This window comes from Nocardioides sp. W7, from assembly GCF_022919075.1.
Taxonomy (GTDB): domain Bacteria; phylum Actinomycetota; class Actinomycetes; order Propionibacteriales; family Nocardioidaceae; genus Nocardioides.
On record NZ_CP095078.1, the window covers coordinates 158,049 to 180,714 of the forward strand.

Annotated in this window: 25 protein-coding genes and 1 riboswitch; of the genes, 14 read left to right on the forward strand and 11 right to left on the reverse strand. The window is 72.9% G+C overall.

Translation table 11 applies throughout. From position 1 onward, the window contains the following. Window positions 1-12: 12 nt before the first annotated feature. Together MUB56_RS00845 and MUB56_RS00850 are read right to left on the reverse strand one after the other, a co-directional pair. Window positions 13-855 (reverse strand): hypothetical protein, encoded by an 843-nt coding sequence (locus MUB56_RS00845; RefSeq protein WP_244930030.1) that lies wholly within the window; start codon window positions 853-855, stop codon window positions 13-15. Between the two features lie 11 nt (window positions 856-866). After that, complete coding sequence (locus tag MUB56_RS00850) at window positions 867-1,754, reverse strand: SGNH/GDSL hydrolase family protein (protein WP_244930031.1); 888 nt, start codon at window positions 1,752-1,754, stop codon at window positions 867-869. A gap of 121 nt (window positions 1,755-1,875) precedes the next feature. Here MUB56_RS00850 and MUB56_RS00855 point away from each other — a divergent pair, with 121 nt between their 5' ends. Genes MUB56_RS00855 through MUB56_RS00875 form a run of 5 tightly spaced genes read left to right on the forward strand, consistent with a single transcriptional unit; the run spans window position 1,876 to window position 5,880 of the window. Next, the gene (locus MUB56_RS00855; protein WP_244930032.1) at window positions 1,876-2,244 is read left to right on the forward strand and encodes a YciI family protein; all 369 of its coding nucleotides are present in this window, start codon (window positions 1,876-1,878) and stop codon (window positions 2,242-2,244) included. Then, window positions 2,241-2,585 carry a YciI family protein gene (locus MUB56_RS00860; RefSeq protein ID WP_244930033.1) on the forward strand — a complete coding sequence of 115 codons (345 nt, stop codon included), beginning with the start codon at window positions 2,241-2,243 and terminating at the stop codon, window positions 2,583-2,585. Before MUB56_RS00855 ends, MUB56_RS00860 begins: the two co-directional genes overlap by 4 nt. Continuing rightward, window positions 2,578-3,813, forward strand: coding sequence for a DUF6596 domain-containing protein (locus MUB56_RS00865; protein WP_244930034.1), 1,236 nt, complete (start codon window positions 2,578-2,580; stop codon window positions 3,811-3,813). Before MUB56_RS00860 ends, MUB56_RS00865 begins: the two co-directional genes overlap by 8 nt. 31 nt (window positions 3,814-3,844) lie before the next feature. Next, window positions 3,845-4,612 (forward strand): hypothetical protein, encoded by a 768-nt coding sequence (locus MUB56_RS00870; protein ID WP_244930035.1) that lies wholly within the window; start codon window positions 3,845-3,847, stop codon window positions 4,610-4,612. Beyond that, window positions 4,609-5,880: a lanthionine synthetase LanC family protein gene (locus MUB56_RS00875; protein WP_244930036.1), complete on the forward strand. Its 1,272-nt coding sequence runs from the start codon at window positions 4,609-4,611 to the stop codon at window positions 5,878-5,880. The genes MUB56_RS00870 and MUB56_RS00875 overlap by 4 nt, the downstream gene beginning before the upstream one ends. Here the strand turns inward: MUB56_RS00875 and MUB56_RS00880 are convergent. The 6 genes from MUB56_RS00880 to MUB56_RS00905 form a co-directional block, all read right to left on the reverse strand. Further along, on the reverse strand, window positions 5,855-6,130 hold the full coding sequence (locus tag MUB56_RS00880) for a MoaD/ThiS family protein (protein WP_244930037.1): 276 nt from the start codon (window positions 6,128-6,130) through the stop codon (window positions 5,855-5,857). The genes MUB56_RS00875 and MUB56_RS00880 overlap by 26 nt on opposite strands. A gap of 90 nt (window positions 6,131-6,220) precedes the next feature. Further along, complete coding sequence (thrC, locus tag MUB56_RS00885; RefSeq protein ID WP_244930038.1) at window positions 6,221-7,501, reverse strand: threonine synthase; 1,281 nt, start codon at window positions 7,499-7,501, stop codon at window positions 6,221-6,223. Between the two features lie 9 nt (window positions 7,502-7,510). Next, window positions 7,511-7,653: riboswitch (SAM riboswitch) on the reverse strand. Between the two features lie 291 nt (window positions 7,654-7,944). Further along, window positions 7,945-10,272: an endopeptidase La gene (gene lon, locus MUB56_RS00890; RefSeq protein WP_244930039.1), complete on the reverse strand. Its 2,328-nt coding sequence runs from the start codon at window positions 10,270-10,272 to the stop codon at window positions 7,945-7,947. 235 nt (window positions 10,273-10,507) lie between these two features. Next, window positions 10,508-11,353 carry a trehalose-phosphatase gene (gene otsB / locus MUB56_RS00895; protein ID WP_244932329.1) on the reverse strand — a complete coding sequence of 282 codons (846 nt, stop codon included), beginning with the start codon at window positions 11,351-11,353 and terminating at the stop codon, window positions 10,508-10,510. Between the two features lie 87 nt (window positions 11,354-11,440). Then, window positions 11,441-11,926 carry a LytR C-terminal domain-containing protein gene (locus tag MUB56_RS00900; RefSeq protein ID WP_244930040.1) on the reverse strand — a complete coding sequence of 162 codons (486 nt, stop codon included), beginning with the start codon at window positions 11,924-11,926 and terminating at the stop codon, window positions 11,441-11,443. A 10-nt stretch (window positions 11,927-11,936) separates the two neighbouring features. Next, a complete protein-coding gene (locus tag MUB56_RS00905; protein WP_244930041.1) occupies window positions 11,937-12,242 on the reverse strand; it encodes a DUF3263 domain-containing protein in 306 nt (101 codons plus the stop codon). 130 nt (window positions 12,243-12,372) lie between these two features. Here MUB56_RS00905 and MUB56_RS00910 point away from each other — a divergent pair, with 130 nt between their 5' ends. Beyond that, window positions 12,373-13,383: a Gfo/Idh/MocA family oxidoreductase gene (locus tag MUB56_RS00910; RefSeq protein ID WP_244930042.1), complete on the forward strand. Its 1,011-nt coding sequence runs from the start codon at window positions 12,373-12,375 to the stop codon at window positions 13,381-13,383. Here the strand turns inward: MUB56_RS00910 and MUB56_RS00915 are convergent. Further along, the gene (locus MUB56_RS00915; protein ID WP_244930043.1) at window positions 13,365-14,012 is read right to left on the reverse strand and encodes a sensor domain-containing protein; all 648 of its coding nucleotides are present in this window, start codon (window positions 14,010-14,012) and stop codon (window positions 13,365-13,367) included. The genes MUB56_RS00910 and MUB56_RS00915 overlap by 19 nt on opposite strands. Before the next feature lie 103 nt (window positions 14,013-14,115). Here MUB56_RS00915 and MUB56_RS00920 point away from each other — a divergent pair, with 103 nt between their 5' ends. The 7 genes from MUB56_RS00920 (at window position 14,116) to MUB56_RS00950 (ending at window position 20,823) form a co-directional block, all read left to right on the forward strand. After that, window positions 14,116-15,543 carry a trehalose-6-phosphate synthase gene (locus MUB56_RS00920; protein WP_244930044.1) on the forward strand — a complete coding sequence of 476 codons (1,428 nt, stop codon included), beginning with the start codon at window positions 14,116-14,118 and terminating at the stop codon, window positions 15,541-15,543. Then, window positions 15,543-15,950 (forward strand): GNAT family N-acetyltransferase, encoded by a 408-nt coding sequence (locus tag MUB56_RS00925; RefSeq protein WP_244930045.1) that lies wholly within the window; start codon window positions 15,543-15,545, stop codon window positions 15,948-15,950. Before MUB56_RS00920 ends, MUB56_RS00925 begins: the two co-directional genes overlap by 1 nt. A 10-nt stretch (window positions 15,951-15,960) precedes the next feature. Continuing rightward, window positions 15,961-17,220, forward strand: coding sequence for an alpha/beta fold hydrolase (locus tag MUB56_RS00930; RefSeq protein ID WP_244930046.1), 1,260 nt, complete (start codon window positions 15,961-15,963; stop codon window positions 17,218-17,220). A gap of 69 nt (window positions 17,221-17,289) precedes the next feature. Beyond that, window positions 17,290-18,663: an MFS transporter gene (locus MUB56_RS00935; protein WP_244930047.1), complete on the forward strand. Its 1,374-nt coding sequence runs from the start codon at window positions 17,290-17,292 to the stop codon at window positions 18,661-18,663. Continuing rightward, the gene (locus MUB56_RS00940) at window positions 18,660-20,126 is read left to right on the forward strand and encodes an aminotransferase class V-fold PLP-dependent enzyme (protein WP_244930048.1); all 1,467 of its coding nucleotides are present in this window, start codon (window positions 18,660-18,662) and stop codon (window positions 20,124-20,126) included. Before MUB56_RS00935 ends, MUB56_RS00940 begins: the two co-directional genes overlap by 4 nt. Before the next feature lie 90 nt (window positions 20,127-20,216). Further along, the gene (locus MUB56_RS00945) at window positions 20,217-20,357 is read left to right on the forward strand and encodes a hypothetical protein (protein ID WP_244930049.1); all 141 of its coding nucleotides are present in this window, start codon (window positions 20,217-20,219) and stop codon (window positions 20,355-20,357) included. A gap of 100 nt (window positions 20,358-20,457) precedes the next feature. Further along, on the forward strand, window positions 20,458-20,823 hold the full coding sequence (locus MUB56_RS00950; protein WP_244930050.1) for a VOC family protein: 366 nt from the start codon (window positions 20,458-20,460) through the stop codon (window positions 20,821-20,823). A 15-nt stretch (window positions 20,824-20,838) separates the two neighbouring features. Here MUB56_RS00950 and MUB56_RS00955 read toward each other — a convergent pair whose 3' ends face one another. Next, complete coding sequence (locus MUB56_RS00955; RefSeq protein ID WP_244930051.1) at window positions 20,839-21,591, reverse strand: hypothetical protein; 753 nt, start codon at window positions 21,589-21,591, stop codon at window positions 20,839-20,841. Between the two features lie 73 nt (window positions 21,592-21,664). Continuing rightward, window positions 21,665-22,144, reverse strand: coding sequence for a helix-turn-helix domain-containing protein (locus tag MUB56_RS00960; RefSeq protein ID WP_244930052.1), 480 nt, complete (start codon window positions 22,142-22,144; stop codon window positions 21,665-21,667). A 64-nt stretch (window positions 22,145-22,208) separates the two neighbouring features. Between MUB56_RS00960 and MUB56_RS00965 the strand changes: the two genes are divergently transcribed. Continuing rightward, on the forward strand, window positions 22,209-22,661 hold the full coding sequence (locus MUB56_RS00965) for a PaaI family thioesterase (RefSeq protein WP_244930053.1): 453 nt from the start codon (window positions 22,209-22,211) through the stop codon (window positions 22,659-22,661). The last annotated feature ends 5 nt before the right edge of the window (window positions 22,662-22,666 follow it).

Sequence of the window (22,666 nt, forward strand, 5' to 3'; positions counted from 1 at the left end):
GGCGCCCGAGGCTCAGAGGCGAGCCTGCACCGCGTCCGCGAAAGGCACGGCGTTGCCCGGGATCACGTCGAGGTAGAGCCCCGGTTCGGTGATCTCGACCTCGCTGACGACGAGGCGGCCGTCGTACCGCATCAGGTCGACGCGGCCGTACGACAGGTCGGTGCCGAGCAGCTCCTCGACCGCCCGCACGGTGGCGACGGCGACCTCCGCCGCGACCGGGTCGAGGTCGGCGATCATCGAGCTGCCGCCGTACTCCTCGTGCACGCGGACGTCGCCGACGGCGGCGACCTTGCGCACCTGGCTGACCGCGCGGCCGTCGAGGACGAAGACCGAGTGCTCGCCCTCGCTGTGCACCGACTCGACGACCGGCTGGCCGAGCCAGGGACCACCGGGCGAGGTCGGCTCCCAGGCGTCGGCATCGGCGACGACGAGCAGGCCGCGGCCGCCGGCGGCGACCCGCGGCTTCACGACCGCGCGGCCGAACCGCGCCACGACCGCCCGCACGTCGTCGCGACCGTCGACCAGCACGCTCGGGACGACGGGTACGCCGCACTCGGCGAGCTCGACGAGGTAGCGCTTGTCGGTGTTCCAGCGGAAGACCGCAGAGCCGTTGAGCAGCACCGGGCCGGCCGCCTCGACCGACTCGGCCCACTCCAGGAACTCCGCCAGCCGGCCCTCGTAGTCCCAGGTCGCGCGGGCCGCGACCACCCCGGCGTCCGACCAGTCGACGTCGGCGTCGTCCCAGCGGACCCAGCGACTGGAGATGCCGCGGCGGGCGAGCTCCAGGTCCAGCACGGCGTGGCCGGGCTCGCCGTGGGGCATCGCGGAGAAGGTGGTCAGCAGCACGTCGGGCACGGGTGGGGACGCTACGGCACCCTCGGTGAAACCCGGGTTTCATCGCCCGGCACCTCGCCCCTCTCACTGGCACCGTCCGGGAGGCTGTGGCCGAACGGCACCCGGTCGTGCACCCCGAGCGCGGCCAGCACCGACGGCAGCATCGCCCGCGCGGTCCGCTGGTAGCCCAGCGAGCTGGGGTGGAACCGGTCCAGGCTGAACATCTCGTCGGGGTTGGTGATGAAGAACGGCCCGACAACGTGCGCCAGCGAGACCACGTGCGCCCCGGCTCGGAGCGCGCCCGCGCGCTGGGCGGTGGCCAGCTGTCGCGAGGCCCGCGAGCCGAGGGCCCGCAGCGGCTGCGGGACCGGTCTGAGCGCGCCGAGGTCGGGGCAGGTGCCGACCACGACCGCCGTGCCCCGCGCCCGCAGCCGGGCGATCGCGGCCTCCAGGTCGCGCACCGAGTCGGCGACCGGCACCCGGTGGGTGACGTCGTTGCCGCCGACGACGATCACCGCGACGTCGGCGGCGTACGACGCGGGCAGCCGGTCGAGCTGTCCGGCGATCGCCGAGGTCTCCGCACCGACGACCGCGACCGTCCGCAGCCGGACCGACCGCTGGGTCCGCTTCGCGAGCTGCCGGGCCAGTCGGCCGCCGAGGGTCTCCTTGGGCCGCTCCGCACCGAGGCCCGCGGCGATGGAGTCACCCACGAGCAGCAGGTCGACGGGGTCGCCGTACCTCTTCCGCCAGGTCCGGTCGGCGTCGAGGGCGTGATCGCCGTGCGGCTTGCCGATGATCGCGCGCGCCTTCGCCGCCTGGGCGCGCAGCAGCTGGCGCGAGCCGACGACGAAGCCGAGGCCGAGCAGGGCGACGCCCCCGGAGGCGGTGACGGTGACGCGGGCGGCGCGGGAGGTGGTCATGGGAAGGTCCAATCACGCCCACCTGAACGGATTCCTGCGGGGAGGTGTCGATTCGGGTCGACCTGGGCCGTCACCACGGTGACACACTCACCATCACCTCCAGTCGAGGAGAGGACCCGCCATGACCGAGTACGTCGTGCTGCTGCCCGGCGACGAGAGCACCTGGGAGAGCGCCACCCCGGAGGAACGGGCCGCCACCTACGCGCGGCACGAGGAGTTCTCCCTGCTCCTCGAGAAGCGCGGCCACCGGATCACCGGCGGCTCCGAACTCACCCACTCCCGGACCGCGAAGGTGGTCCGTCGTACCCCCGACGGCGGCCACGCCGTCACCGACGGGCCGTACGCCGAGGCGGTGGAGCAGCTCTCCGGCTTCTACCTCGTCGAGAGCGACGACCTCGACGACCTGCTCGAGATCTGCGCCGTGCTGGCGTCGGTCGAGGAGGGCGTCGAGGTGCGGGCGACCGTCGACCACAGCGGGGACGCCCCATGAGGTTCGTGCTGCTGATGGCCGAGGAGGACCACTACGAGAAGTGGCACCGGATCGGCGACGCCGAGCGGGCGGCGGTCTTCGCGGCGTTCGCGGCGTTCTCCGCGGCCGTGTCCGAGCGCGGCACGGTGGTGAGCGGCGAGGGGCTGGCCGCGCCGTCCGAGGCCGTCACCCTGCGGCCGGGCCCGGACCGCGCCGTCACCGCCGGGCCGTACGCCGAGACCGCCGAGCAGGTGGGTGGGCTGTGGATCGTCGACCTCCCCGACCTCGGGACCACGCTGGAGCTCGCCCGACTGCTGCCCGAGTCGTTCTCGGTCGAGGTGCGTCCCACGACCGATGGCTGACGGGGTGGCGGACCCGGGATCCGACCCGGGGTCGCTGCTGCGTGAGGAGTGGGGCCGGCTGCTGGCCCTGCTCGTCGCGCAGTACCGCCGCCTGGACCTCGCCGAGGACGCGCTCGGTGACGCGTTCGAGGCGGCGGCGCGGACCTGGACCCCGGCCTCCACACCCGACAACCCGGCGGCCTGGCTGCTGACCGCGGCCCGGCGACGGGTGCTCGACCGGCTGCGCGCGGAGGCGGTGGCGGCCCGGAAGATGCCGCTGCTGGCGGTCGAGGCGTCGGTGCAGGAGCACGCGCAACGGGTGCTGGTCGACGCCGGGGAGGCCGTCACCGACGAACGGCTGCGACTGGTCCTGCTCTGTGCCCACCCGCGCCTGTCCCGCGAGGCCGCCGCGGCGCTGACCCTGCGCCTGGTGCTCGGCGTGCCGACCGAGGACGTCGCCCGACTGTTCCTGGTGCCGACGTCGACCATGGCCGCGCGACTCACCCGGGCGCGCCGGAAGCTGGCGGACGCGCGGTTCGTCGTCCCGGCCGGGGCCGAGCTGACCGAGCGGGTCGGCGTGGTCGCGGACGTGTCCTACCTGGCCTTCACCAGCGGCTACGCCCCCGGGTCGGGCGCCGACGTGCTCCGCGCCGACGTGGCGGCGGAGGCCATCCGGCTGGTGCGGGTGCTGCGGTCGCTGCTGCCCGCCGGCTCCTCCTGGCCGGAGCTCGACGCACTGCTCGCCCTGATGCTGCTGCAGCACTCCCGGCGCGACGCCCGGGTCGTCGACGGGCGGCTGGTGCTGCTCCCCGACCAGGACCGCTCCCGGTGGCACCACGCGGAGGCGCTGGAGGCGCTGGACCTGCTCCGCCCGCTGGTGGGCGCGCCGCCCGCGCCGTACCTCCTGCAGGCGCTGGTGGCCGCCGAGCACGCCGTCGCACCGACGCCCGCGGCGACCGCGTGGGACCGAATCGTGGCGCGGTACGACGAGCTGCTGGCCCTCGGCGACTCGCCCGTGGTCCGGCTCAACCGGGCCGTCGCCGTCGCCGAACGGGACGGGCCGGACGCCGGCCTGGCCGCCCTGGACGGCGTCGCCCTCGGCGGGCACCGACTGCCGGCCGTCTGTGCCGAGCTGTTGGCCCGGATCGGCCGCCGCGACGACGCGCTGCGGGCCTTCGACGCCGCTCTGGCGCTGTGCGGCAACGAGGCCGAGTCGGCGCACCTGCGGACACGGCGGGCGGCGCTGTGACATCGTGCGGCTCCCCTCACAAGGAGTTCGCGTGCGTCGTCTCGTCCTGCTGTTGGTCGCCTTCGTGATGGCCTTCCCTGCTCCCGGGGCACTCGCCCAGGCGCCCGTCGCCGACCGCCGCGCTCCCGGCTGGGCGCCGTACGTCGGTGCCACCGACCTCATCGAGTTCACGGTGACGGCGCGCTCGCGCGTGACCTTCGTGATCTCGGCAGGCTGGCCATCCACCTGGTCTGCCGGGCCCGAGGACCGGACGTACGACGTGCAGGTCCGGCGCGCCAGCATGCTCGCCGCGAAGCCGCCCGCGTGGCGCTCGCGGTGGACCGGATCGACCGTGGAGCGACGGCGGATGGGCATCCGCGGCGGTCAGGCGCTCTGCGTGAGGGTCCGCCAGCACTCCTACGGCCAGACCAGCGCCTGGTCGAGTCCCGCGTGCGTCGTGCGCGGACGCGATGACTCGCGGGTCCGGCGCGCCGGGCCCATGCACGTCGAGCGCGATACCGCCTTCCCCGATCGCCGGGCCACGAGCCTCGATCCGGGCGCCACGCTCCGGCTGCGCGGAGTCCCGAAGGGTGCGCGGTACGGCGTGGTCTTCACCGACGTGGACGACGGTCGCAGCGACCCCATGTTCCGGCTCGCGGGCGTGAGCCAGCCGATGGGCTGGTCCGGCGGATACGGCGCGCACGGTCTGCACTGGCAGGTGCGACCCGCCCCGCGTGGCGGGACGCTGCAGGTCGATGCCGAGTGGGGCACCACCCTGCCGGTCGGAGCGCTCATCGTCATCCCACGCTGGGTGCAGTGAGCAGCGCCGACCGCTGCCGCGTCACCGGCGAGGCCGGCTGGCGCTGGGTGCTCGACCAGGTGCGGTACGACGACGGCGGACCCTGGATCCCCGAGTACGGCGACGGCGGGCCGCCCGAGGCGGCGTACCGGTTCGGGACGCACAGCGGGACGGGCGGGCTGGCGCTCGCCCTTGGTGTCGTGGCGACGACCCGGGACTGGACCGAGGAGGAGGCGCGGCTGGCGGCGGCGATCGGCGACCAGCTGGTCGCGCGGGCGGCAACGGCGGGCGACGCGACGTACTTCGACGGGCTGGCCGGGGACGTGCACGCCCTGCTCGCGCTGGGTCGGTCCCCGCAGCCGGCGCTCGACCGGCTGCACGCGATCGGGACCGACGCCGGGTGGCCGCAGCTGAGCACCGCGGCGCCGACGGTCGCGCCAGGCACGCCGTTCCTCGACCTGACCCTGGGGACCGCGGGAGTGCTGGACGCTGCCGTGGCCGGCGGGGACGTCGCGCTGGCGACCAGGGCCGCGGAGCTGCTGGCGGCCCAGGCGCAGCCCCGGCCCGACGGCCTTGCGTGGCTGATGGTGGCCGACGAGCTGCGGCTGCTACCTCGGCGGGCCGAGATGCCGAACCTCTCGCACGGGACCGCCGGCGCCGCCCTGGCCCTGGCATCGGCCGGGTCGTTCCTGGGCCGGCCCGACCTGGTGGACCTCGCGTGCCGCGGAGCGGAGCACCTCGTCGCGATCCGGGATCGCTCGGTCGACGGGCTGGCGATCCCGCACCTGGTGGCGTCTCCGGGGCTCGACCCCGCCGACGCGCACGACGGCGAGCCGCTCAAGTGGGGCTGGTGCCACGGTCCGACCGGGACCTCCCTGCTCTTCGCCGCCCTGGACCGCGCCGGAGTGGCGTCCGTCGCCGGGCAGCTGCCGGACGCATGGCGTGCGGACTGCCTCCGGGCCGTTCGCGGCTCGGGCGTCCCGGACCGGCTGCGCCCCGGCTTCTGGGACAACGACGGCCGTTGTTGCGGCACCACCGGGGTCGGCGAGGTGTTCCTGGATGCGGGCGACCGGGACTTCGCCGTACGCCTCGGCGACGCGCTGGTGGACCGGGCGGTCGTCGACGGTGGGCGCGCCTACTGGCGGTTCGTCGAGCACCGCTCCCCCGAGCCCCTGCTTCCGCCCGGGGTGGGCTGGATGCAGGGCACGGCCGGGATCGCGGCGTACCTGCTGCGGCTGGCGGCTCAGCCGGGGCCGACCGAGCTCAGCCGCCCGCGACCGCCGGGATGACCGAGATCTGGGTGCCGTCGGGCGTGGGCGTGGCGAGGCTGTCGAGGAACCGCACGTCCTCATTGCCGACGTAGACGTTCACGAACCGGCGCAGCTCGCCGGAGTCGTCGAGGATCCGGGCCCGGATCCCGCTGTAGCGCGCGTCCAGGTCCTCCAGGACCTCGCCCAGGGTCGCGCCGCTCGCGCTGACCTCGGACTCGCCCCCGGTGTAGGTGCGCAGGATGGTGGGGATGCGGACGGAGACGCTCAAGGGGGTTCCTCGTTCTCTCGGTGGTCGAGTGCCCGTCGTGAGGGACGAGCGACGGGTGTATCGAGACCCGGTGATCGAGCTGGTCGAGACTCAGGCCAGGCCGGTGGCGACGAAGGCGGCGTACGACGGGTCGATCGTCGCGACCGGACCGACGATGTCGGAGACCGCGTCGAGCGTCTTCAGGCCGTGGCCGGTGTTGATGACGACGGTCTCCAGCGAGGTGTCCAGCTGGCCGGACTCGACGAGCTTCTTCAGTACGCCGACCGTGGTGCCACCGGCGGTCTCGGTGAAGATGCCCTCGGTGCGGGCCAGCAGCACGATCGCCGCGCGGACCTCCTCGTCGCTGATGTCCTCGACCGCGCCGCCGGTCTCCCGGCAGATGTCGAGGACGTAGATGCCGTCGGCGGGGTTGCCGATGGCCAGGCTCTTGGCGATGGTGTCGGGCTTGACCGGGCGGATCGCGTCGACGCCGGCCTTGTAGGCGACCGAGACCGGGGAGCAGCCGGTGGCCTGCGCGCCGTACACCTTGTACGGCTTGTCCTCGACCAGGCCGAGCTTGATCAGCTCCTGGAACGCCTTGTGCACCTTAGTCAGCTGCGAGCCGGACGCGACCGGGATGACGATCTGGTCGGGCAGCCGCCAGCCGAGCTGCTCGGCGATCTCGTAGCCCAGGGTCTTGGAGCCCTCGGCGTAGTACGGGCGGACGTTGACGTTGACGAACGCCCAGCCCTCCTCCTCGCCCGCGATCTCCGAGGCGAGCTTGTTGACGTCGTCGTAGTTGCCGTTCACCGCGACGAGGTTCTCGGTGTAGATGGCGGAGTTGACCTGCTTGGGCTTCTCCAGGTTGCTGGGGATGAAGACCACGGTCTTCATCCCGGCGCGGGCGCCAGCGGCGGCGACCGCGTTGGCCAGGTTGCCGGTGCTCGGGCAGGCGAACACCTTGGCGTCCAGCTCGCGGGCGGCGCTCAGCGCACAGGCCACGACGCGGTCCTTGAAGGAGTTCGTCGGGTTGGTGCTGTCGTCCTTGACCCACAGGTTGTCGATGCCGAGCTCGCGGCCGAGGTTGTGGGCCTTCAGCAGCCGGGTGAAGCCGGGCTCCATGTTGGGGCTCTGCTCGATGTCGTCCGGCACGGGCAGCAGCGCCTTGTAGCGCCAGATGTTCTTCGGGCCGGCCTCGATCTGCTCGCGGGTGACCTGCGGGAACTGGTAGACGATCTCCAGCGGTCCGAAGCACTCCGGACAGGCGTAGAAGGGGCCCAGCTCGAGCTGGTGGCCGCACTCGCGGCAGGCCAGCGCGGTGGCGTTCCCGAACGCACCCTCACGCAGGGTCTTCTTCTCGGTACCGTGCTCGACGATGGTGGCGGCGCTCATGAATCCTCCTTCTCATCTTCCCCGGCGCGACCGTCGCGATCCGGGCGGAATTAGCACCGTTTCCACGTCCGATCCCGATGTCCGGGAGGCGGAGGCTCGTGGCGGTTGCCGGGACTTCACTGGGCCGTTCCCTCAGTCCCTCTTGATGAGCTGCTAGAGACTGTACGACGCCCGTCTCAGCATGTGCACATCGATTCCGCGATGTGGGACGAGGTGAGACGGGCGTCGTACGGCTTCTGCGGGTGGGTCCGGGCCCTCTCATGGGCCGGACTCCGGGTTGGGGTGGCGCGCCACGCCAGCCCCGGGTTCATCACGGTATGTCGCTCAGTTCGCACCTCCCACGGCGTACCCACCGTGGGAGGTGCGGGCTCGTCTGCATACCGTGATGAACCCGCAGACCCGCCTTCCCCGATCATCGGATGTCATACGACCTGTCAGGCAGGTCAGGCCGCAGCGGTGGCGGCCTCCGGGATCGGCGTGAGTGCGCCCCGGACCACGTCGAGCACGTCACCGACCACGTGCACGGTGACCGCCTCCAGCACGTCCGCGGGGACGTCCTCGAGGTCGGGCTCGTTGCGCAGCGGCACGAACACCTCGGTGAGCCCGGCGCGCTGAGCGGCGAGCAGCTTCTGCTTCAGGCCGCCGATCGGGAGCACCCGGCCGTTGAGCGTGACCTCGCCGGTCATGCCGACCTCCGAGCGCACCGGCCGGCCGGTCGCGAGCGAGGTAAGCGCGGTGACCATGGTGATGCCAGCCGACGGACCGTCCTTGGGTACGGCGCCCGCCGGGACGTGCACGTGGATGGCCCGCTCGAAGAAGGCCGGGGCGATCCCCAGCTCGCCCGCGTGCGCCCGCACGAACGACAGTGCGATCTGCGCCGACTCCTTCATCACGTCGCCCAGCTGGCCGGTGATCGTCAGCCCCGCTGTGCCCTCGTGCGCGCTGGCCTCGATGAACAGCACGTCACCGCCGAGCCCGGTCACGGCCAGGCCGGTCGCGACACCGGGCACCGAGGTCCGCTCGTGCGCGTCCGGGGTGAACCGCGGCCGCCCGATCAGCTCCTTCAGGTCCGCGAGGTCGACGTCCAGCCGCTCGGTGCCGGTGGCCAGCTTGGTCGCCGCCTTGCGCAGCGCCTTGGCCAGCATCCGCTCCATCTGCCGTACGCCGGCCTCGCGGGTGTAGTTCGCCGCCAGCTCCCGCAGCGCGGCCTCGCTGATCGTGAACTCCTCCTCGGTCACGGCCGCACGCTCCAGCTGCCGGGGCAGCAGGAAGTCGCGGGCGATGGCGACCTTGTCGTCCTCGGTGTAGCCGTCGAGGGTGACCAGCTCCATCCGGTCCAGCAGTGCGCTCGGGATCTGCTCGACGACATTGGCGGTCGCGATGAACACCACGTCGGACAGGTCCAGGTCGAGCTCGAGGTAGTGGTCGCGGAAGGTGTGGTTCTGCGCCGGGTCGAGCACCTCCAGCAGCGCCGCGGCCGGGTCACCGCTGAACGCGCCGGCGGCCAGCTTGTCGACCTCGTCGAGCAGGACCACCGGGTTCATCGACCCGGCCTCCTTGATCGCGCGGACGATCCGGCCGGGGAGCGCACCGACGTACGTCCGACGGTGGCCGCGGATCTCGGCCTCGTCGCGCACGCCGCCGAGGGCGACGCGGACGAACTTGCGGCCCAGCGCCCGGGCGACGGACTCGCCCAGCGAGGTCTTGCCGACCCCGGGAGGTCCCGCCAGCAGGATCACCGCGCCCGACCCGCGACCGCCGACGACCTGCAGGCCGCGCTCGGCGCGGCGCGCACGGACGGCGAGGTACTCCACGATCCGGTCCTTGACCTCGTCCAGCCCGTGGTGGTCGGCGTCCAGCACCGCGCGGGCCGCGACCACGTCGGTCGAGTCCTCGGTGGTGACGTGCCAGGGCAGGTCCAGCACGGTGTCGAGCCAGGTCCGGATCCAGCCGGTCTCCGGGCTCTGCTCGCTGGAGCGCTCGAGCTTGTCGACCTCCTTCAGCAGGGCGGCGCGGACCGCGTCGGGGACCTCGGCGGCCTCGACCCGCGCCCGGTAGTCGTCGGAGCCCTCGGGCTCGCCCTCGCCGAGCTCCTTGCGGATCGCGGCGAGCTGCTGGCGCAGCAGGTACTCCCGCTGCGTCTTCTCCATCCCCTCGCGGACGTCGTGGCCGATCTTGTCGGTCAGCTCGGCCTCGGCGAGGTGCTCGCGGGTCCACTCGACCAGCGTCGTCAGCCGCCGCTCGACGTCGGGCTCCTCGAGCAGCTCGCGCTTGCGCTCGACGGAGAGGTACGGCGCGTAGCCGGCCGCGTCCGCGATCTGGCTGGGGTCGGTCATCCGGTGCACCTGGTCGATCACCTGCCAGGCCTCCCGGCGCTGCAGGACGGCGACGACCAGCCGCTTGTACTCCTCGGCCAGCTCGTGGGCGTGCTCGGAGACGACCTCCTCGACCGGCTCCACCTCGACCCACAGGGCCGCGCCGGGACCGGTCACGCCGCTGCCGATGGCGGCCCGTCGCTCGGCCTTGAGGACGGCGGCCGGGGCGCCGCCCTGCCCCGAGCTGAGCCGGCCGACCCGCTCGATGCTCGCGACCACGCCGTACGACGCGTAGCGGTCCTCCAGCCGGGGCGCGACGAGCACCCGCTCGTCGCCGCTGCTGCGGGCGGCGTCGATCGCGGCCTGGGCGGCCTCGTCGAGCTCGATGGGGACGACCATGCCGGGCAGCACGACGAGGTCGGTGACGAAGAGAACGGGAAGACGCGTGGCGCTCATGCGTCGCCTCACTTTCCAGAAGTTGAGTAGTACCGGCTCAACTACCGGGCCCGCCCCAGTGTTCCGGAGACCTCCTCCGTTCACCGTGGGCGAACAAGCAGGGGTCGATGCCTCCCAGCCGGGCGGACCGATCGCCCCAGGAGTCACCTCGATGTCGAGAAACTCGCGCTGATGTCGAGATGCTTCACGACAGAGGAACGAGATTCACCGCCCAGGCGGTGAAACTCCCGCCGCCCTACGCCCGCAGGTCGCGCGCCTCCGCCGCAAGCCGACGCAGCAGGTCGAGCACACCCTCGGGCCCGTGCACGACCACGTCGGAGTGCTCGACCAGCGCGGACTCCTCGTCCGAGGCGGAGCAGACCAGCAGGGTGGGCATGCCGTCCTTGGCCAGCTTGGCGACGGCGTCGAAGGCCTCCAGGTCACCGAGGTCGTCACCGGCAAAGAGGAAGCCGCCGGCACCGACCTCGTCGACGAGGGTGCGCACCGCCTGCCCCTTGTCCATGCCCGGCGCCCGCACCTCGATGACATTGCGCCCCGGCTCCAGGACCAGGCCGTTGCGGCCGGCGAGCTCGCGCAGCAGCGGCAGCAGCCGCGCGTACGCCGCGTCCGGGTCGTCCAGCCGGCGGGTGTGCACGGCGTGCGCGAGCCCCTTGTCCTCGACGAAGGCATCGGCGGCGCCCGCCGTACGCAGCGCGCGGGGCAGGTCGCGCAGGAACGTCGCGAGGCCGGCGGGCGGACGGGGCGAGATGATCCGGCGCTTCGTCGAGCTCCAGCGCTCGTTGCCGTACTGCCCGAAGAGGTAGAGCTCCTTGCCGGCCGCCTCGATCGCGTGGCCGACCTCCTCGAGGCCGCCGAGGTCGAGCGCCTGGCGGGCCGGGCGGCCGGTGACGACCGCGACGGCGGCCACCTGGGCGGCCAGGTCCACCAGTACGTCGCTGGCGTCGGGGTGGATGTGGGCCTTTTCCGGGTCGTCCACGATCGGCGAGAGGGTGCCGTCGAAATCCAGTCCGACCACCGTCTCCGCCGCCGCCCGGACGAGGGCAGCCCAACGCTGCTCCCCGACCGTCGAGGTGAACTCCATGGTGCTCACCCAATCACGGACCGGCCGACTGCCCCACGGCGTCCGTCACAGCGAGACCGGACGTGCGGTGAACGGGACGAGAAGTTCTCAGTCCAGCTCGCCGGTGAGCACCAGGGTGAGGCGGTCCATCCGCATCGCGCCCACCGCGAGGGCCGTGCGCTCGATGCCCAGGTCGCGGGCCAGCAGCTTGGCCTCGCGCGCCAGCCGCTTCGGGTGGTAGACCGTCGAGGTCGGGATGGTGCCGTACCAGTTGTCCGAGCCCACGACCGACCAGCCCACGGCGGTCGTCCGCTCGGCGACCCGGCCGGCCAGGCCGCTGATGCCGGAGTTGTTGTAGACCTCGACGTAGACCTGGTCGCGCTTGATCGCCGGGCGAGCCGGCTTGGCGGGCGCCGGGGGCGGCTCGGCACTCGGGGCCGGCGCCGCCGAGGTGGTCGGCTCGGCGACCGGCGTGATCACGCGCTCGGTCGGCTCGCCGCCGCGGGTGGCCACGAAGGCGATCGCGGCCATGGCGACGGCGATGATGCTGAGCATCACCACGGGAGAGGGGAAGAGCAGCCCGCGCTGGCGCATGTCGGTGGCCTCAGACCTCGAAGCCGAGGCGGCGGGCCGAGCGCTGACGCTGGCGGGCCGCACGCAGTCGACGCAGCCGACGGACCAGGAGCGGGTCGGCCTCGAGGGCCTCCGGGCGGTCGATCAGCGCGTTGAGGACCTGGTAGTAGCGGGTCGAGCTCATGTCGAACTTCTCGCGGACCGCGGTCTCCTTGGCGCCGGCGTACTTCCACCACTGGCGCTCGAACTCGAGGATGTCGCGGTCGCGCTCGCTCAGGGTGGGGTCGACCTCGGCCGCGGCCTCGTCGTGGCCGTGGAGGGCGTTCGCGGCGTCCATGCGATGTCTCCCTGGTGTGCTGCTGCTGGCGCGGATCGGGGTGTCCACACAGCACTGTACGCAACGAACCACACCGATGTCATTCGCCTCGCCGCAGCGTCCGGACAGCGCTCGCCGCTACGCTCCGGCCATGGCCGCCACTGTCCGCTGGGGCATCCTCGCCACCGGCAAGATCGCGCACACCTTCGCCCGGGACCTGGCCCTGGTGCCCGACACCGAGATCGTCGCCGTCGGCTCGCGCCGCGTCGAGGCCGCCCGCGCGTTCTCCGAGGAGCACACCCGCGGGACGGCCACCGCCCACGGTTCGTACGAGGACCTGGTCGCCGACCCGTCGGTCGACGTCGTCTACATCGCCACTCCGCACTCGCTGCACCTCGAGAACGCCCGGATCGCCTTCGAGGCCGGCAAGCACGTGCTGTGCGAGAAGCCGCTCACGCTGACGACGGCCGACGCCGAGGAATTGTTCGCCCTCGCGGGCCGGCACGGGCTCTTCGCCATGGAGGCGATGTGGATGGCCTGCCACCCGGTCATCCGGGTGCTGCGCGATCGGATCCGCGCCGGCGACTTCGGCAGCCCCCGGTCGCTGCGTGCCGAGCTCGGCTTCCGCGTCGACGCGCCACCGAGCGACCGGATGTTCGACCCGGAGCTGGGGGGCGGGGCGCTTCTCGACATGGGCGTCTACCCGCTGACCTTCGCGCACCTGATGCTCGGCGAGGCCGAGCAGCTCACCGCGCAGGCGGGGCTGGCCCCGACCGGCATCGACCTGGACGTCGCCATCTCCGGCCGCTACCCCGGCGGCGCGGTCGCCGCCCTGACCGCGTCGATGTCGTCGTGGTCCTCGCGCTCCGCCGCGATCGCGACCGACCGGGGCCGCGTGGAGATCCCGTTCGGCTTCCACCACCCGCGCTACGCCACCTTCACCGAGCACAGCGCGCGGGGCCCCGGCCACCCGCAGCGGATCGAGGGCACCGAACCGGTGATCGGCCAGGGCTACGGCAACGAGATCGCCCACGTGAACGACTGCGTGCGCAACGGCCTGCTCGAGAGCCCGTACGTCCCGCACGCCCAGACCCTGACCCTGATGCGGCAGCTGGACGGGCTGCGCGAGCAGATCGGCGTGCGCTACGCCGCCGACGCCTGAGCCTGGCCCGGCGTCGCCAGCCGGCCGCGGGTCGAGAGCAGCGCCGAGGCCAGTCCGGCGTGCAGGGCCGCGCAGCCGCGCACCACGAACGGCAGGGTGACGACCGCCGCCAGCCCGATGGCCAGCATCAGCAGGCTCTCGGCCTGCCGGCTGTCGCCCAGGCCGATCAGCTCGGCGAGCCCCTGGTCGTCGCCGTCCGGCAGCCACCGCTGCCAGAACCAGTAGGTCAGCCCCATGCCCGCCGCCGCCCACCAGGCCACGGTCACCGCGAACACCACGGTGCCCGTCACGAAGCTCAGCAGCGCCCAGAGCACGTCGAGCCAGGACTGCGGGTCGCGCAGCGGCGTCGCCGTACGACGTAGCCAGCCGTCGCCCGGTCCGGCAACGCGGTACGACGCCCGCGGGACGTCGGCGCCCAGCAGCCGCTCCATCCGGACCCGCTCCAGCTGGGCGAGGCCGCGGGCGACGTACACCGTGGCGGCCAGCACGAACACGCCGATCACGGTGAAGAGCAGGCTCACCCCGACGGCGAGACCGACCACCGCGAGGACGAACCCCACGACGCCGAGGACGAACGCGGAGAGGGTGTAGGCGGTGTCTCGGACCAGGCGGGTGAGGGGGTTGCTCATGACCTCAACGCTAGGGACTCCTCGGGCTGGGTACAGGGGCGCTCGCCCACCGCTCGGAGGTGGTGCCAGCACCACCATCGACGGAAAGACTAGGGTGAACTGCGTGTCCAACAACCTGGTGATCGTGGCCAACCGCCTTCCGGTCGACCGGGTCGAGCAGGCGGACGGGACACCGGGCTGGCGGGTCTCCCCCGGTGGACTGGTCACCGCGATCGAGCCGGTGATGCGCGCGAACGACGGCGTCTGGGTCGGGTGGCCGGGCGGCACCGACCAGGACCTGGAGCCCTTCGAGCACGACGGCATGAGCCTGGTCCCGATGACGATGACGCAGGCCGACATCGAGGGGTTCTACGAGGGCTTCAGCAACGCCACCCTGTGGCCGCTCTACCACGACCTGGTCGCCAAGCCGGAGTTCCACCGGGAGTGGTGGGACTCCTACGTCGCGGTCAACCACCGGTTCGCCGAGAAGGCCGCCGAGCTGGCCGCCGAGGGCGCGACCGTCTGGGTGCACGACTACCAGCTGCAGCTGGTGCCGCTGATGCTGCGCGAGCTGCGACCCGACCTGCGCATCGGCTTCTACCTGCACATCCCGTTCCCGCCGGCCGAGCTGTTCCAGCAGCTGCCGTGGCGCCGCCAGCTCCTGGAGGGGCTGCTCGGTGCCGACCTGGTCGGCTTCCAGCTTCCCGGCGCCGCCCAGAACTTCGTCCGCCTGGTCCGGCAGCGGGTCGGCCACAAGACCCACCGCGACCTGGTCTACCTGCCCGACGGCCGCACCGTGCAGGCGGCGGCGTTCCCGATCTCGATCGACGCCGCCGGCTTCGAGACCCTGGCCCGCTCCGAGCCCGTCGCGCAGCGCGCCACCGAGATCCGCGAGGCACTCGGCAACCCCCGCAAGGTCTTCCTCGGCATCGACCGGCTCGACTACACCAAGGGCATCTACGCCCGGCTCCGCGCGTTCAGCGAGCTGATCGCCGACGGCCACCTCGACGTCGAGGACGCGGTCTTCGTGCAGGTGGCCGTGCCCTCGCGCGAGCAGGTCGAGCAGTACCGCCTGCTGCGCGACGACATCGACCGGCTGGTCGGTCGCATCAACGGCGACCTCGGCCGGATCGGCCGCCCGGTGATCAGCTACCTGCACTCGTCGTACCCCCGCGAGGAGATGGCGGCGCTCTACCGGATGGCCGACATCATGGCTGTCACGCCGTACCGCGACGGGATGAACCTGGTCGCCAAGGAGTACGTCGCCTGCAAGTTCGACAACCACGGCGCGCTGGTGCTCTCGGAGTTCGCGGGCGCGGCCGACGAGCTGCGGCAGGCCTGGCTGGTCAACCCCTACGACATCAACGGGATGAAGTCGGCCATGCTGGACGCCTACCACGCCGACGAGCGCGAGATCACCCGCCGGATGAAGGCGATGCGCAAGACCGTCACCCAGCACGACGTCGCGGCGTGGGCCGACAGCTTCATGGGCGAGCTGTCCGACGTCCCGTCCACGCACGGCAAGGCGGTCCGTCCCGCCAGGCGCTCGTGATGCTCGAAATCACCACCGACGCGACGCGGCTCGACGTCGACACCGTCCACCACTGGCTCTCGACCGACGCCTACTGGGCGCTCGGGCGGCCCCGCGAGGTCGTCGAGACCTCGATCGCGAACTCGCTGTGCTTCGGCGCGTACGACGACGGCGAGTTCGTCGGCTTCGCCCGACTGGTCACCGACCGGGCCACCTTCGCCTGGCTGTGCGACGTCTACGTCGCCTCCGAGCACCGCGGCCAGGGGGTCGGTACGGCGCTGATGGACGCCATCGACAAGGAGCTGGTCGGCCGGCACATCAAGCGCGCCCTGCTGGTCACGACGACGTCACCGGACCTCTACGCGCGCTACGGCTACGGACCGGTCGATGGCGGCGGGACCTGGATGGGCCGCACCTACCTCGACTAGCGTCTCGAGCATGGACCTGATCCCCACCCGCGACCAGGTCGTCTCGGCCGCGAGCAACCTCGCCCAGCAGCTCGTCCACGGCAGCATCGCCGACCTGCGACCGATGCCGCGGACCCTCCTCGAGGAGGGCGACCAGCGGCAGCTCTACCACTACCGGCCCTCTGCGTCCGCCCCACGCCGAGGCGACCCGGTGCTCCTGGTGTCGCCGCTGGCCGCCCCGGCGATCTGCTTCGACCTGCGCCGCGGCTGCTCGCTGGTCGAGCACCTGGTCGAGCAGGGGCGCCCGACGTACCTCGTGGAGTACGGCGACGTCGACGTCCGCGACCGCGACCTGGGTCTGGCGCACTGGGTCGACGAGGTCGTGCCGCGGGCCGTCGAGGCGGCGTCCACACACGCCGGCGGCCGGCCGGTGCACGTCGTCGGCTGGAGCCTCGGTGGGATCCTCGCGCTGCTGACCGCGGCGGACCGGCCCGGACTGCCGATCGCGTCGGTGACCGCCGCCGGGTCGCCGACCGACATCTCGCAGGTGCCCCTGGTGGCCCCGGTGCGGCCGATGCGCGGGCTGGACGAGGGCGACGGGCTGATCGGCCGGACCTACCGCGCCGTGGGCGGCGTACCGGTCCCGCTGGTGCGGTGGGCCTTCCAGCTCTCGACGTTCCAGAAGCTCGTCAGCAGGCCGCTCGCGATCGCGGCCAACCTCGACGACACCGAGTTCCTCGCCCAGCTGGAGGCGGTCGACCGGTTCACCGACGACATGACCGCCTACCCGGGCCGGACCTTCGGGCAGGTCTACCACCGGTTCGTGACCGGCAACGCGCTCGTCGGCGGCGCCATGCAGCTCGGCTCGCGGGAGATCTCGCTGTCCGCGATCACCGCCCCGGTGCTGGTGCTGGCCGGCGCCACCGACACGATCGCGCCGGTCGCCGCGGTGCGAGAGGTGCTGCAGCACCTCTCGGGCTCGCTCGAACCCCGCTTCGAGATCGTCCCCGGCGGACATCTCGGCATGCTCACCGGCCGCGCGGCCCGCACCAGCACCTGGGCGGTGCTCGACGAGTGGATCGACGAGTGGTCGGACGTCGTACCCCCGAAGAAGGCGGTGCGGAAGCGGGCGGCGGCCACGAAGGCCCCGGCTTCGAAGCAGGCCGCGACCGCGAGGAAGACGCCCGCCAAGAAGGCGGCTCCGCGGAGGAAGGCCGCCACCCAGGAGTCGATCGGGTCCAACCCGACCCGCCGCTACGGCTCGGGCGACTCGCGGGCACTGGGCCGCTGACCGCTCGGAAACTGGCCCGTTGGGTGGCGATTCCCCGGTCGACCGGGAAATCGCACTAGCCTCCGATGGGTGTCCACCGACCACGCCCCGTCCGGTCAGAGCCCGTCCGGTCAGACCCGGCCCGATCACGCCCTGCCCCGGAGCGTCCGGATCGGCTACGGGTCGGGCTCGGTGGCGACCGGTGCCTTCGGCACCGTCCCGGGCCTGATGCTGCTGCCGTACCTCACCGACGAGGTCGGGATCGCCGCGATCGCCGCCGGCTTCATCGTGTTCCTCCCGAAGGCCTGGGACGTCGTGCTCAATCCGATCGCCGGCCGGATCAGCGACCGCACCGTCGACCCGCGCGGTCCGCGGCGGCCCTGGCTGCTGCGGGCCGGCATCTCGCTCGCGGTCTGCTTCGCCCTGCTCTTCGCCGCGCCCGACATGGCCACCGCGCTGGAGGCCGCCTGGGTGCTGGTGATGTTCCTGGCCTGCGCATCGGCGTACGCCTTCTTCCAGGTCCCGTACGTCTCGATGCCCGCCGAGATGACCCCGTCGTACGACGAGCGCACCCGGCTGATGACCTGGCGGGTCGCGATCCTCGCGTCCACGATCCTGCTCGCGGGCGCCACCGCCCCGCTGATCCGGGACGCGGCCGGCGGCCGGGACGGCTACCGGCTGATGGGCCTCGCGATGGCCGTGGTGATCCTGGTCGGCGTCGTGGCGGCGTACCGCGGCACCCGTCATGCGCCGCTCGGGACCGTGCAGCCGGGCGCGGGCACGCTGCGCGACCAGCTGCGGGTCGTGGCCGGCGCCCGGGACTTCCGGCTGCTGCTGACGACCTTCGTGATCCAGGCGCTCGCGGTCGGCTGCATCCTCGCCGGCGTCGACTACCTCGCCGAGGACGTGCTCGACAGCAAGGGCGCGGTGACGGTGCTGTTCGCGTGCTTCGTCGCCCCCGCCCTGCTGCTGACCCCGATCTGGTCGGCGATCGGCCAGCGGGTCGGCAAGAAGAAGGGGTTCGTCGCCGCGTCGCTCTTCCTCGCCGCCGGGTCCCTGCTCTCGGTGCTCGCCGACGCCGCGCCGATGGGCGTGCTGTTCGTCGCGGTGGCGCTCAGCGGCGTCGGGTACGCCGGCTGCCAGGTCTTCCCGATGGCGATGATGCCGGATGCCGCGGCGGTCGACACCCGGCGCACGGGCAGCAACCGGGTCGGCGTCTACACCGGCGTCTGGACCGCCGGGGAGACGTTCGGCCTCGCGCTCGGACCGGCCGTCTTCGCCCTGGTGCTGCAGCTGGGCGGCTACCGGTCCGGCTCCGACGTCGTGCAGCCCGACTCCGCTGTCACGGCCATCGTGCTCGGCTTCGCGCTGCTGCCCGCCGTCCTGATCCTGCTCAGCCTCTGGTGGCTCGTGCGCTACTCGCTGGAGGCCGACGAGGTCGAGGGTGAGACGGTGCCGGCATGAGCGACGTCATGGCCCGCCTGCGCGAGCTGCAGTCCGCCGATCTGCCGGTGCACGGCGGCCGCACGCTGGCCTACGTCTACGACTCCGGCCTCGCCGAGGTCGACCGGGTCGGCCGCGAGGCGGTGGCGGCGTACGCCGGCTCCAACGGCCTCGACCCGACCGCGTTCCCGAGCCTGCTGCAGATGGAGAACGACGTGGTCGGGTTCGCCGCCGACCTCCTCGACGCGCCCGCGACCGCGGTCGGCACGGTCAGCTCCGGCGGCACCGAGTCGGTGCTGCTGGCCGTGCAGTCCGCGCGCGACAGCCGGCCCTCCGTGGTCCGACCCAACATCGTGGTGCCGTCGACCGTGCACGCGGCCTTCCACAAGGCCGCGCACTACTTCGGCGTCGAGCTCCGGATGGTGCCGGTCGGCGCCGACTTCCGCGCCGACCCGGCCGCGATGGCCGCTGCGACCGACGACAGCACCGTGCTGGTGGTGGCCAGCGCGCCGTCGTACGCCCACGGGGTCGTCGACCCGGTCGGTGCGGTCGCAGCTCTCGCTCTGGAGCGCGGGATCCGTTGCCACGTCGACGCGTGCATCGGCGGCTGGGTGCTGCCGTACGCCGCCCGCCTCGGCCGCGACGTCGCGCCGTGGACCTTCGCGGTCGAGGGGGTCACCTCGATCTCGGTCGACCTGCACAAGTACGGCTACGCCCCCAAGGGCACCTCGGTGCTGCTGCACCGCACGCCAGGGCACCGGCGCCCGCAGTTCTTCGCCTCGGCGGACTGGCCCGGCTACACGATGCTCAACTCCACGATGCAGTCCACCAAGTCCGGCGGCCCGCTCGCCGGCGCCTGGGCGGTGCTGCAGACCCTGGGCGACGACGGCTACCTGCGGCTCTCGCGCGACGTGTTCGAGGCGGTCGACCGCATCGTCGCGGGGATCACCGCGCCCCTGCGGGTCGTCGTACCTCCCGACTCGACGCTGGTCGCCCTGGCCACCGACGACTCCTGCGACCCGTTCACGATCTGCGACGAGATGGCGGCGCGCGGCTGGTACGTCCAGCCCCAGATGTCGTACGCCGGCCAGCCGGCCACCGTGCACCTCTCCGTCAGCGCGGCGACCCTGCCTGCGGTCGGTGAGTTCCTCGCCGCGTTGTCGCAGGCCGTCGCCGCGGCGGTCGCCGCCGGTCCGGTCGCCGTCGACCCCGAGGTCGCGGCGTTCATCGAGTCCCTCGACCCGGCGGCGCTCACCGACGACGACTTCGACGGCCTGCTGGCGGCGTCCGGGCTGGTGGGCTCGTCCGGCTCGGCCGCGGGCGACGGGCTCGCGCTGCCCGAGCGGATGGCCGAGGTCAACGCGATGCTCGACCTCGCCTCGCCCGCGATGCGCGAAGCGCTGCTGGTGGCCTTCCTGGACCGCCTCTCTCGGCCGGTGCGCGGCGCCGCGGGCGGGCCGGCGGGCGGACCGACGCCGCTGTAACGCGGTGTCCACCGACCTGGTGCGGTGCTGCAGCACCGCCGTACCTCGGTGGACACCGCGTTACAGCCCGCGCGGCGGGTACCGGGCGCCATGACCACCATGCCGAACGCACCCGACCCCGAGATCGTCCCCAGCGGCGACCCGACACCGATCCCCGATCCCGCGCCCACTCCCGGCGAGGACCCCGGGGTGCCGCCGTTCGAGCCGCAGGTCGAGCCCGCGCCGCTCTGAGAGTCCTCGGACCCCGGCGAGAAGCGGTCAGGAACTGACCGCTGGGCACGGGAGCCTGGACGCGGCGACCGAGACGCGGTCGCCGAGAAGGAGCTTCCGAATGCCCACGCCCAACCTCTTCCTCGTCTACGTCACCGACGTCGAGCGAGCGACCGCCTTCTACCGCGACCTGTTCGAGATGGAACCGGTGATGACCACCCCGCGCTACGTGCCGTTCGAGGTGGCCCCGGGTCTCCTGTTCGCCCTGTGGGGCGGCCGCCCCGACCAGGTGACCCCCGGCGCGCCCCGGACCTCCGAGGTCGGGCTGATGGTGCCCGGTTCGGCCGACGCCGTCGACGCGCTCTTCGACAGCTGGCTGACGCGCGACGTGAGCGTCGTGGAGGAGCCGCACGACGAGGTGTTCGGTCGGACCTTCGTGGTCGCCGACCCCGATGGGAACCTCATCCGGGTCTCCCCGCTGGACTGACGGCGGGGCCGCTGGTCAGCGGGTCCGAACGCGGCGGCCGGCCTCCAGCAGGTCGGTGCCGACGGTCCACCCCTGCCTGTCCTCGAAACGCTGCCCGCCGCTGGTCCAGACGGAGAACCGGGCCGGGCGTCGCACCCGGGTGACGCATCGGACCGGCACCGAGATCAGCACGACGTCGGACTCCAGGTCGACGTGCGAGCCGGCCCTGGGGCACCGCCGGGTCGTGGAACCGTCGTGCAGCATCGGTGCGACGGTGCGGCTGACGAGACTGTCGCGTTCGAGGGAGCTGCGCTCGAAGTAGACGGTCCGCCCCGGATCCGCGTCGCTCGCCACCGTGATGCTCTGGCTGAACAGTCCGTGGTGATCCTCCAGGCGCCGCAGGTCGGCGAACTCGATCCTGAACCGCAGCCTCCTCGAGGTGGCCTCGTAGGTGACCTCGAACCCCGAGAGATCGACGCCGGGGACGAGCCAGTGACTCGGTCGTGGCGCGTCGTCGACGTCGCCCTCCGGGTCGGAGACGGAGATCCTCCGACGCGGCGCGGCGCGGCCGGCTCCGGGCGTGCTGTCGCTGGGGGTCGTACTCGAGGCGGGGGTGCTCGTGGCGGCGACGGGGGTCGGGCTCGGGGCCACCCTGGAGCCGACGACGGGAGTGCTGCCGGGCGCCGGCCGGGCGCCCTCCGTCTCCCCCTGCGTGCAGGCCGATCCCCACGGGACCAGCGCCAGGAGCACGAGGAGTACGACGACTCCCCGACCGCCGTTCGCGTGCATGCCCGGAGTCTGCCGCTTCCGCGGCGCTCGAGCGTGCGGAAGTGCGGAAACCCGCCGGACGTCGAGCGGAGGCTCAGGACACCGGCAGCGCCCCCGACCCCGGGCGCGGGGCGACGGTGCGCGGGTCGCCGACCCGGTGGCCGTGCTCGCACACGAGCTCGGCGCGCACCACCCCGCCGCAGTCGAGGTGGGCGAACTCGACGGGCGGCCCGCCGGGGTCGGCGAGGTAGCGGTCGCCCCAGTCGGCGATCGCCACCAGCACCGGGTAGAGGTCGAAGCCCTTCGGGGTCAGTCGGTACTCGTGGCGCTCGCGCGCCCCGTCGTCGCGGTACGGCGCCCGCCGCAGGATCTCCTGGTCGACCAGGAGGGCCAGCCGGTTGCTCAGCACCTGCCGGGGGATGCCGCTGTGCCGGCGGATGTCGTCGAAGCGGCGTACCCCGTTGAAGACCTCGCGCAGCACCACGAGCGTCCACCGCTCGCCGAGCACGGCCAACGACCGGCCGAGGGTGCAGTTCGCGGTCGACCAGGCGAGGGCGGGCGGGGCGGTGGGCATGGTCACAGGATAGCCACTCTGGGTCTCGTTGACAGATGCAGAGTGCGTGAGCGAATCTGGATCCATGACGGAGACCCAGACCCCCGACGTCGCCACGATGACCGGACTCGAGCTGTTGATCGCGATGCGCGACGGGCTGCTCCCCGCCGCCCCGCTCGCGGAGACGCTCGGCTTCGTCGACCTCGTCGTCGAGCCCGGGTCGGTCTCGGTCAGCCTCGACCCCGAACACCGGCACTACAACCCGCTCGGCACGGTGCACGGCGGCGTGCTGTCGTCGTTGCTCGACACTGTCGCGGGCTGCTCGGTGCACACCACCCTGGGCGCGGGCGAGGGCTACACCTCGCTCGACCTGAGCGTGAAGTTCCTGCGCCCGGCGTCGGTGAAGTCCGGGCGACTCCGGGCGGTCGGCAAGGTGCTCCAGCGCGGCCGCCGTACCGCCCTCGCCGAGGCGCAGCTCTTCAACTCCGACGGCAAGCTGATCGCCCATGCCACGTCGAGCTGCATGATCTTCGCCTGAGCCGG

What these genes read in the sequence shown, in the direction of transcription:
- MUB56_RS00850 (WP_244930031.1), bottom strand. Translation starts at nt 1,754, where the DNA reads ATGACCACCTCCCGCGCCGCCCGCGTCACCGTCACCGCCTCCGGGGGC.
- MUB56_RS00855 (WP_244930032.1), top strand. Translation starts at nt 1,876, where the DNA reads ATGACCGAGTACGTCGTGCTGCTGCCCGGCGACGAGAGCACCTGGGAG.
- MUB56_RS00860 (WP_244930033.1), top strand. Translation starts at nt 2,241, where the DNA reads ATGAGGTTCGTGCTGCTGATGGCCGAGGAGGACCACTACGAGAAGTGG.
- MUB56_RS00865 (WP_244930034.1), top strand. Translation starts at nt 2,578, where the DNA reads ATGGCTGACGGGGTGGCGGACCCGGGATCCGACCCGGGGTCGCTGCTG.
- thrC (WP_244930038.1), bottom strand. Translation starts at nt 7,501, where the DNA reads ATGAGCGCCGCCACCATCGTCGAGCACGGTACCGAGAAGAAGACCCTG.
- lon (WP_244930039.1), bottom strand. Translation starts at nt 10,272, where the DNA reads ATGAGCGCCACGCGTCTTCCCGTTCTCTTCGTCACCGACCTCGTCGTG.
- otsB (WP_244932329.1), bottom strand. Translation starts at nt 11,353, where the DNA reads ATGGAGTTCACCTCGACGGTCGGGGAGCAGCGTTGGGCTGCCCTCGTC.
- MUB56_RS00900 (WP_244930040.1), bottom strand. Translation starts at nt 11,926, where the DNA reads ATGCGCCAGCGCGGGCTGCTCTTCCCCTCTCCCGTGGTGATGCTCAGC.
- MUB56_RS00905 (WP_244930041.1), bottom strand. Translation starts at nt 12,242, where the DNA reads ATGGACGCCGCGAACGCCCTCCACGGCCACGACGAGGCCGCGGCCGAG.
- MUB56_RS00910 (WP_244930042.1), top strand. Translation starts at nt 12,373, where the DNA reads ATGGCCGCCACTGTCCGCTGGGGCATCCTCGCCACCGGCAAGATCGCG.
- MUB56_RS00915 (WP_244930043.1), bottom strand. Translation starts at nt 14,012, where the DNA reads ATGAGCAACCCCCTCACCCGCCTGGTCCGAGACACCGCCTACACCCTC.
- MUB56_RS00925 (WP_244930045.1), top strand. Translation starts at nt 15,543, where the DNA reads ATGCTCGAAATCACCACCGACGCGACGCGGCTCGACGTCGACACCGTC.
- MUB56_RS00930 (WP_244930046.1), top strand. Translation starts at nt 15,961, where the DNA reads ATGGACCTGATCCCCACCCGCGACCAGGTCGTCTCGGCCGCGAGCAAC.
- MUB56_RS00940 (WP_244930048.1), top strand. Translation starts at nt 18,660, where the DNA reads ATGAGCGACGTCATGGCCCGCCTGCGCGAGCTGCAGTCCGCCGATCTG.
- MUB56_RS00945 (WP_244930049.1), top strand. Translation starts at nt 20,217, where the DNA reads ATGACCACCATGCCGAACGCACCCGACCCCGAGATCGTCCCCAGCGGC.
- MUB56_RS00950 (WP_244930050.1), top strand. Translation starts at nt 20,458, where the DNA reads ATGCCCACGCCCAACCTCTTCCTCGTCTACGTCACCGACGTCGAGCGA.
- MUB56_RS00955 (WP_244930051.1), bottom strand. Translation starts at nt 21,591, where the DNA reads ATGCACGCGAACGGCGGTCGGGGAGTCGTCGTACTCCTCGTGCTCCTG.
- MUB56_RS00960 (WP_244930052.1), bottom strand. Translation starts at nt 22,144, where the DNA reads ATGCCCACCGCCCCGCCCGCCCTCGCCTGGTCGACCGCGAACTGCACC.
- MUB56_RS00965 (WP_244930053.1), top strand. Translation starts at nt 22,209, where the DNA reads ATGACGGAGACCCAGACCCCCGACGTCGCCACGATGACCGGACTCGAG.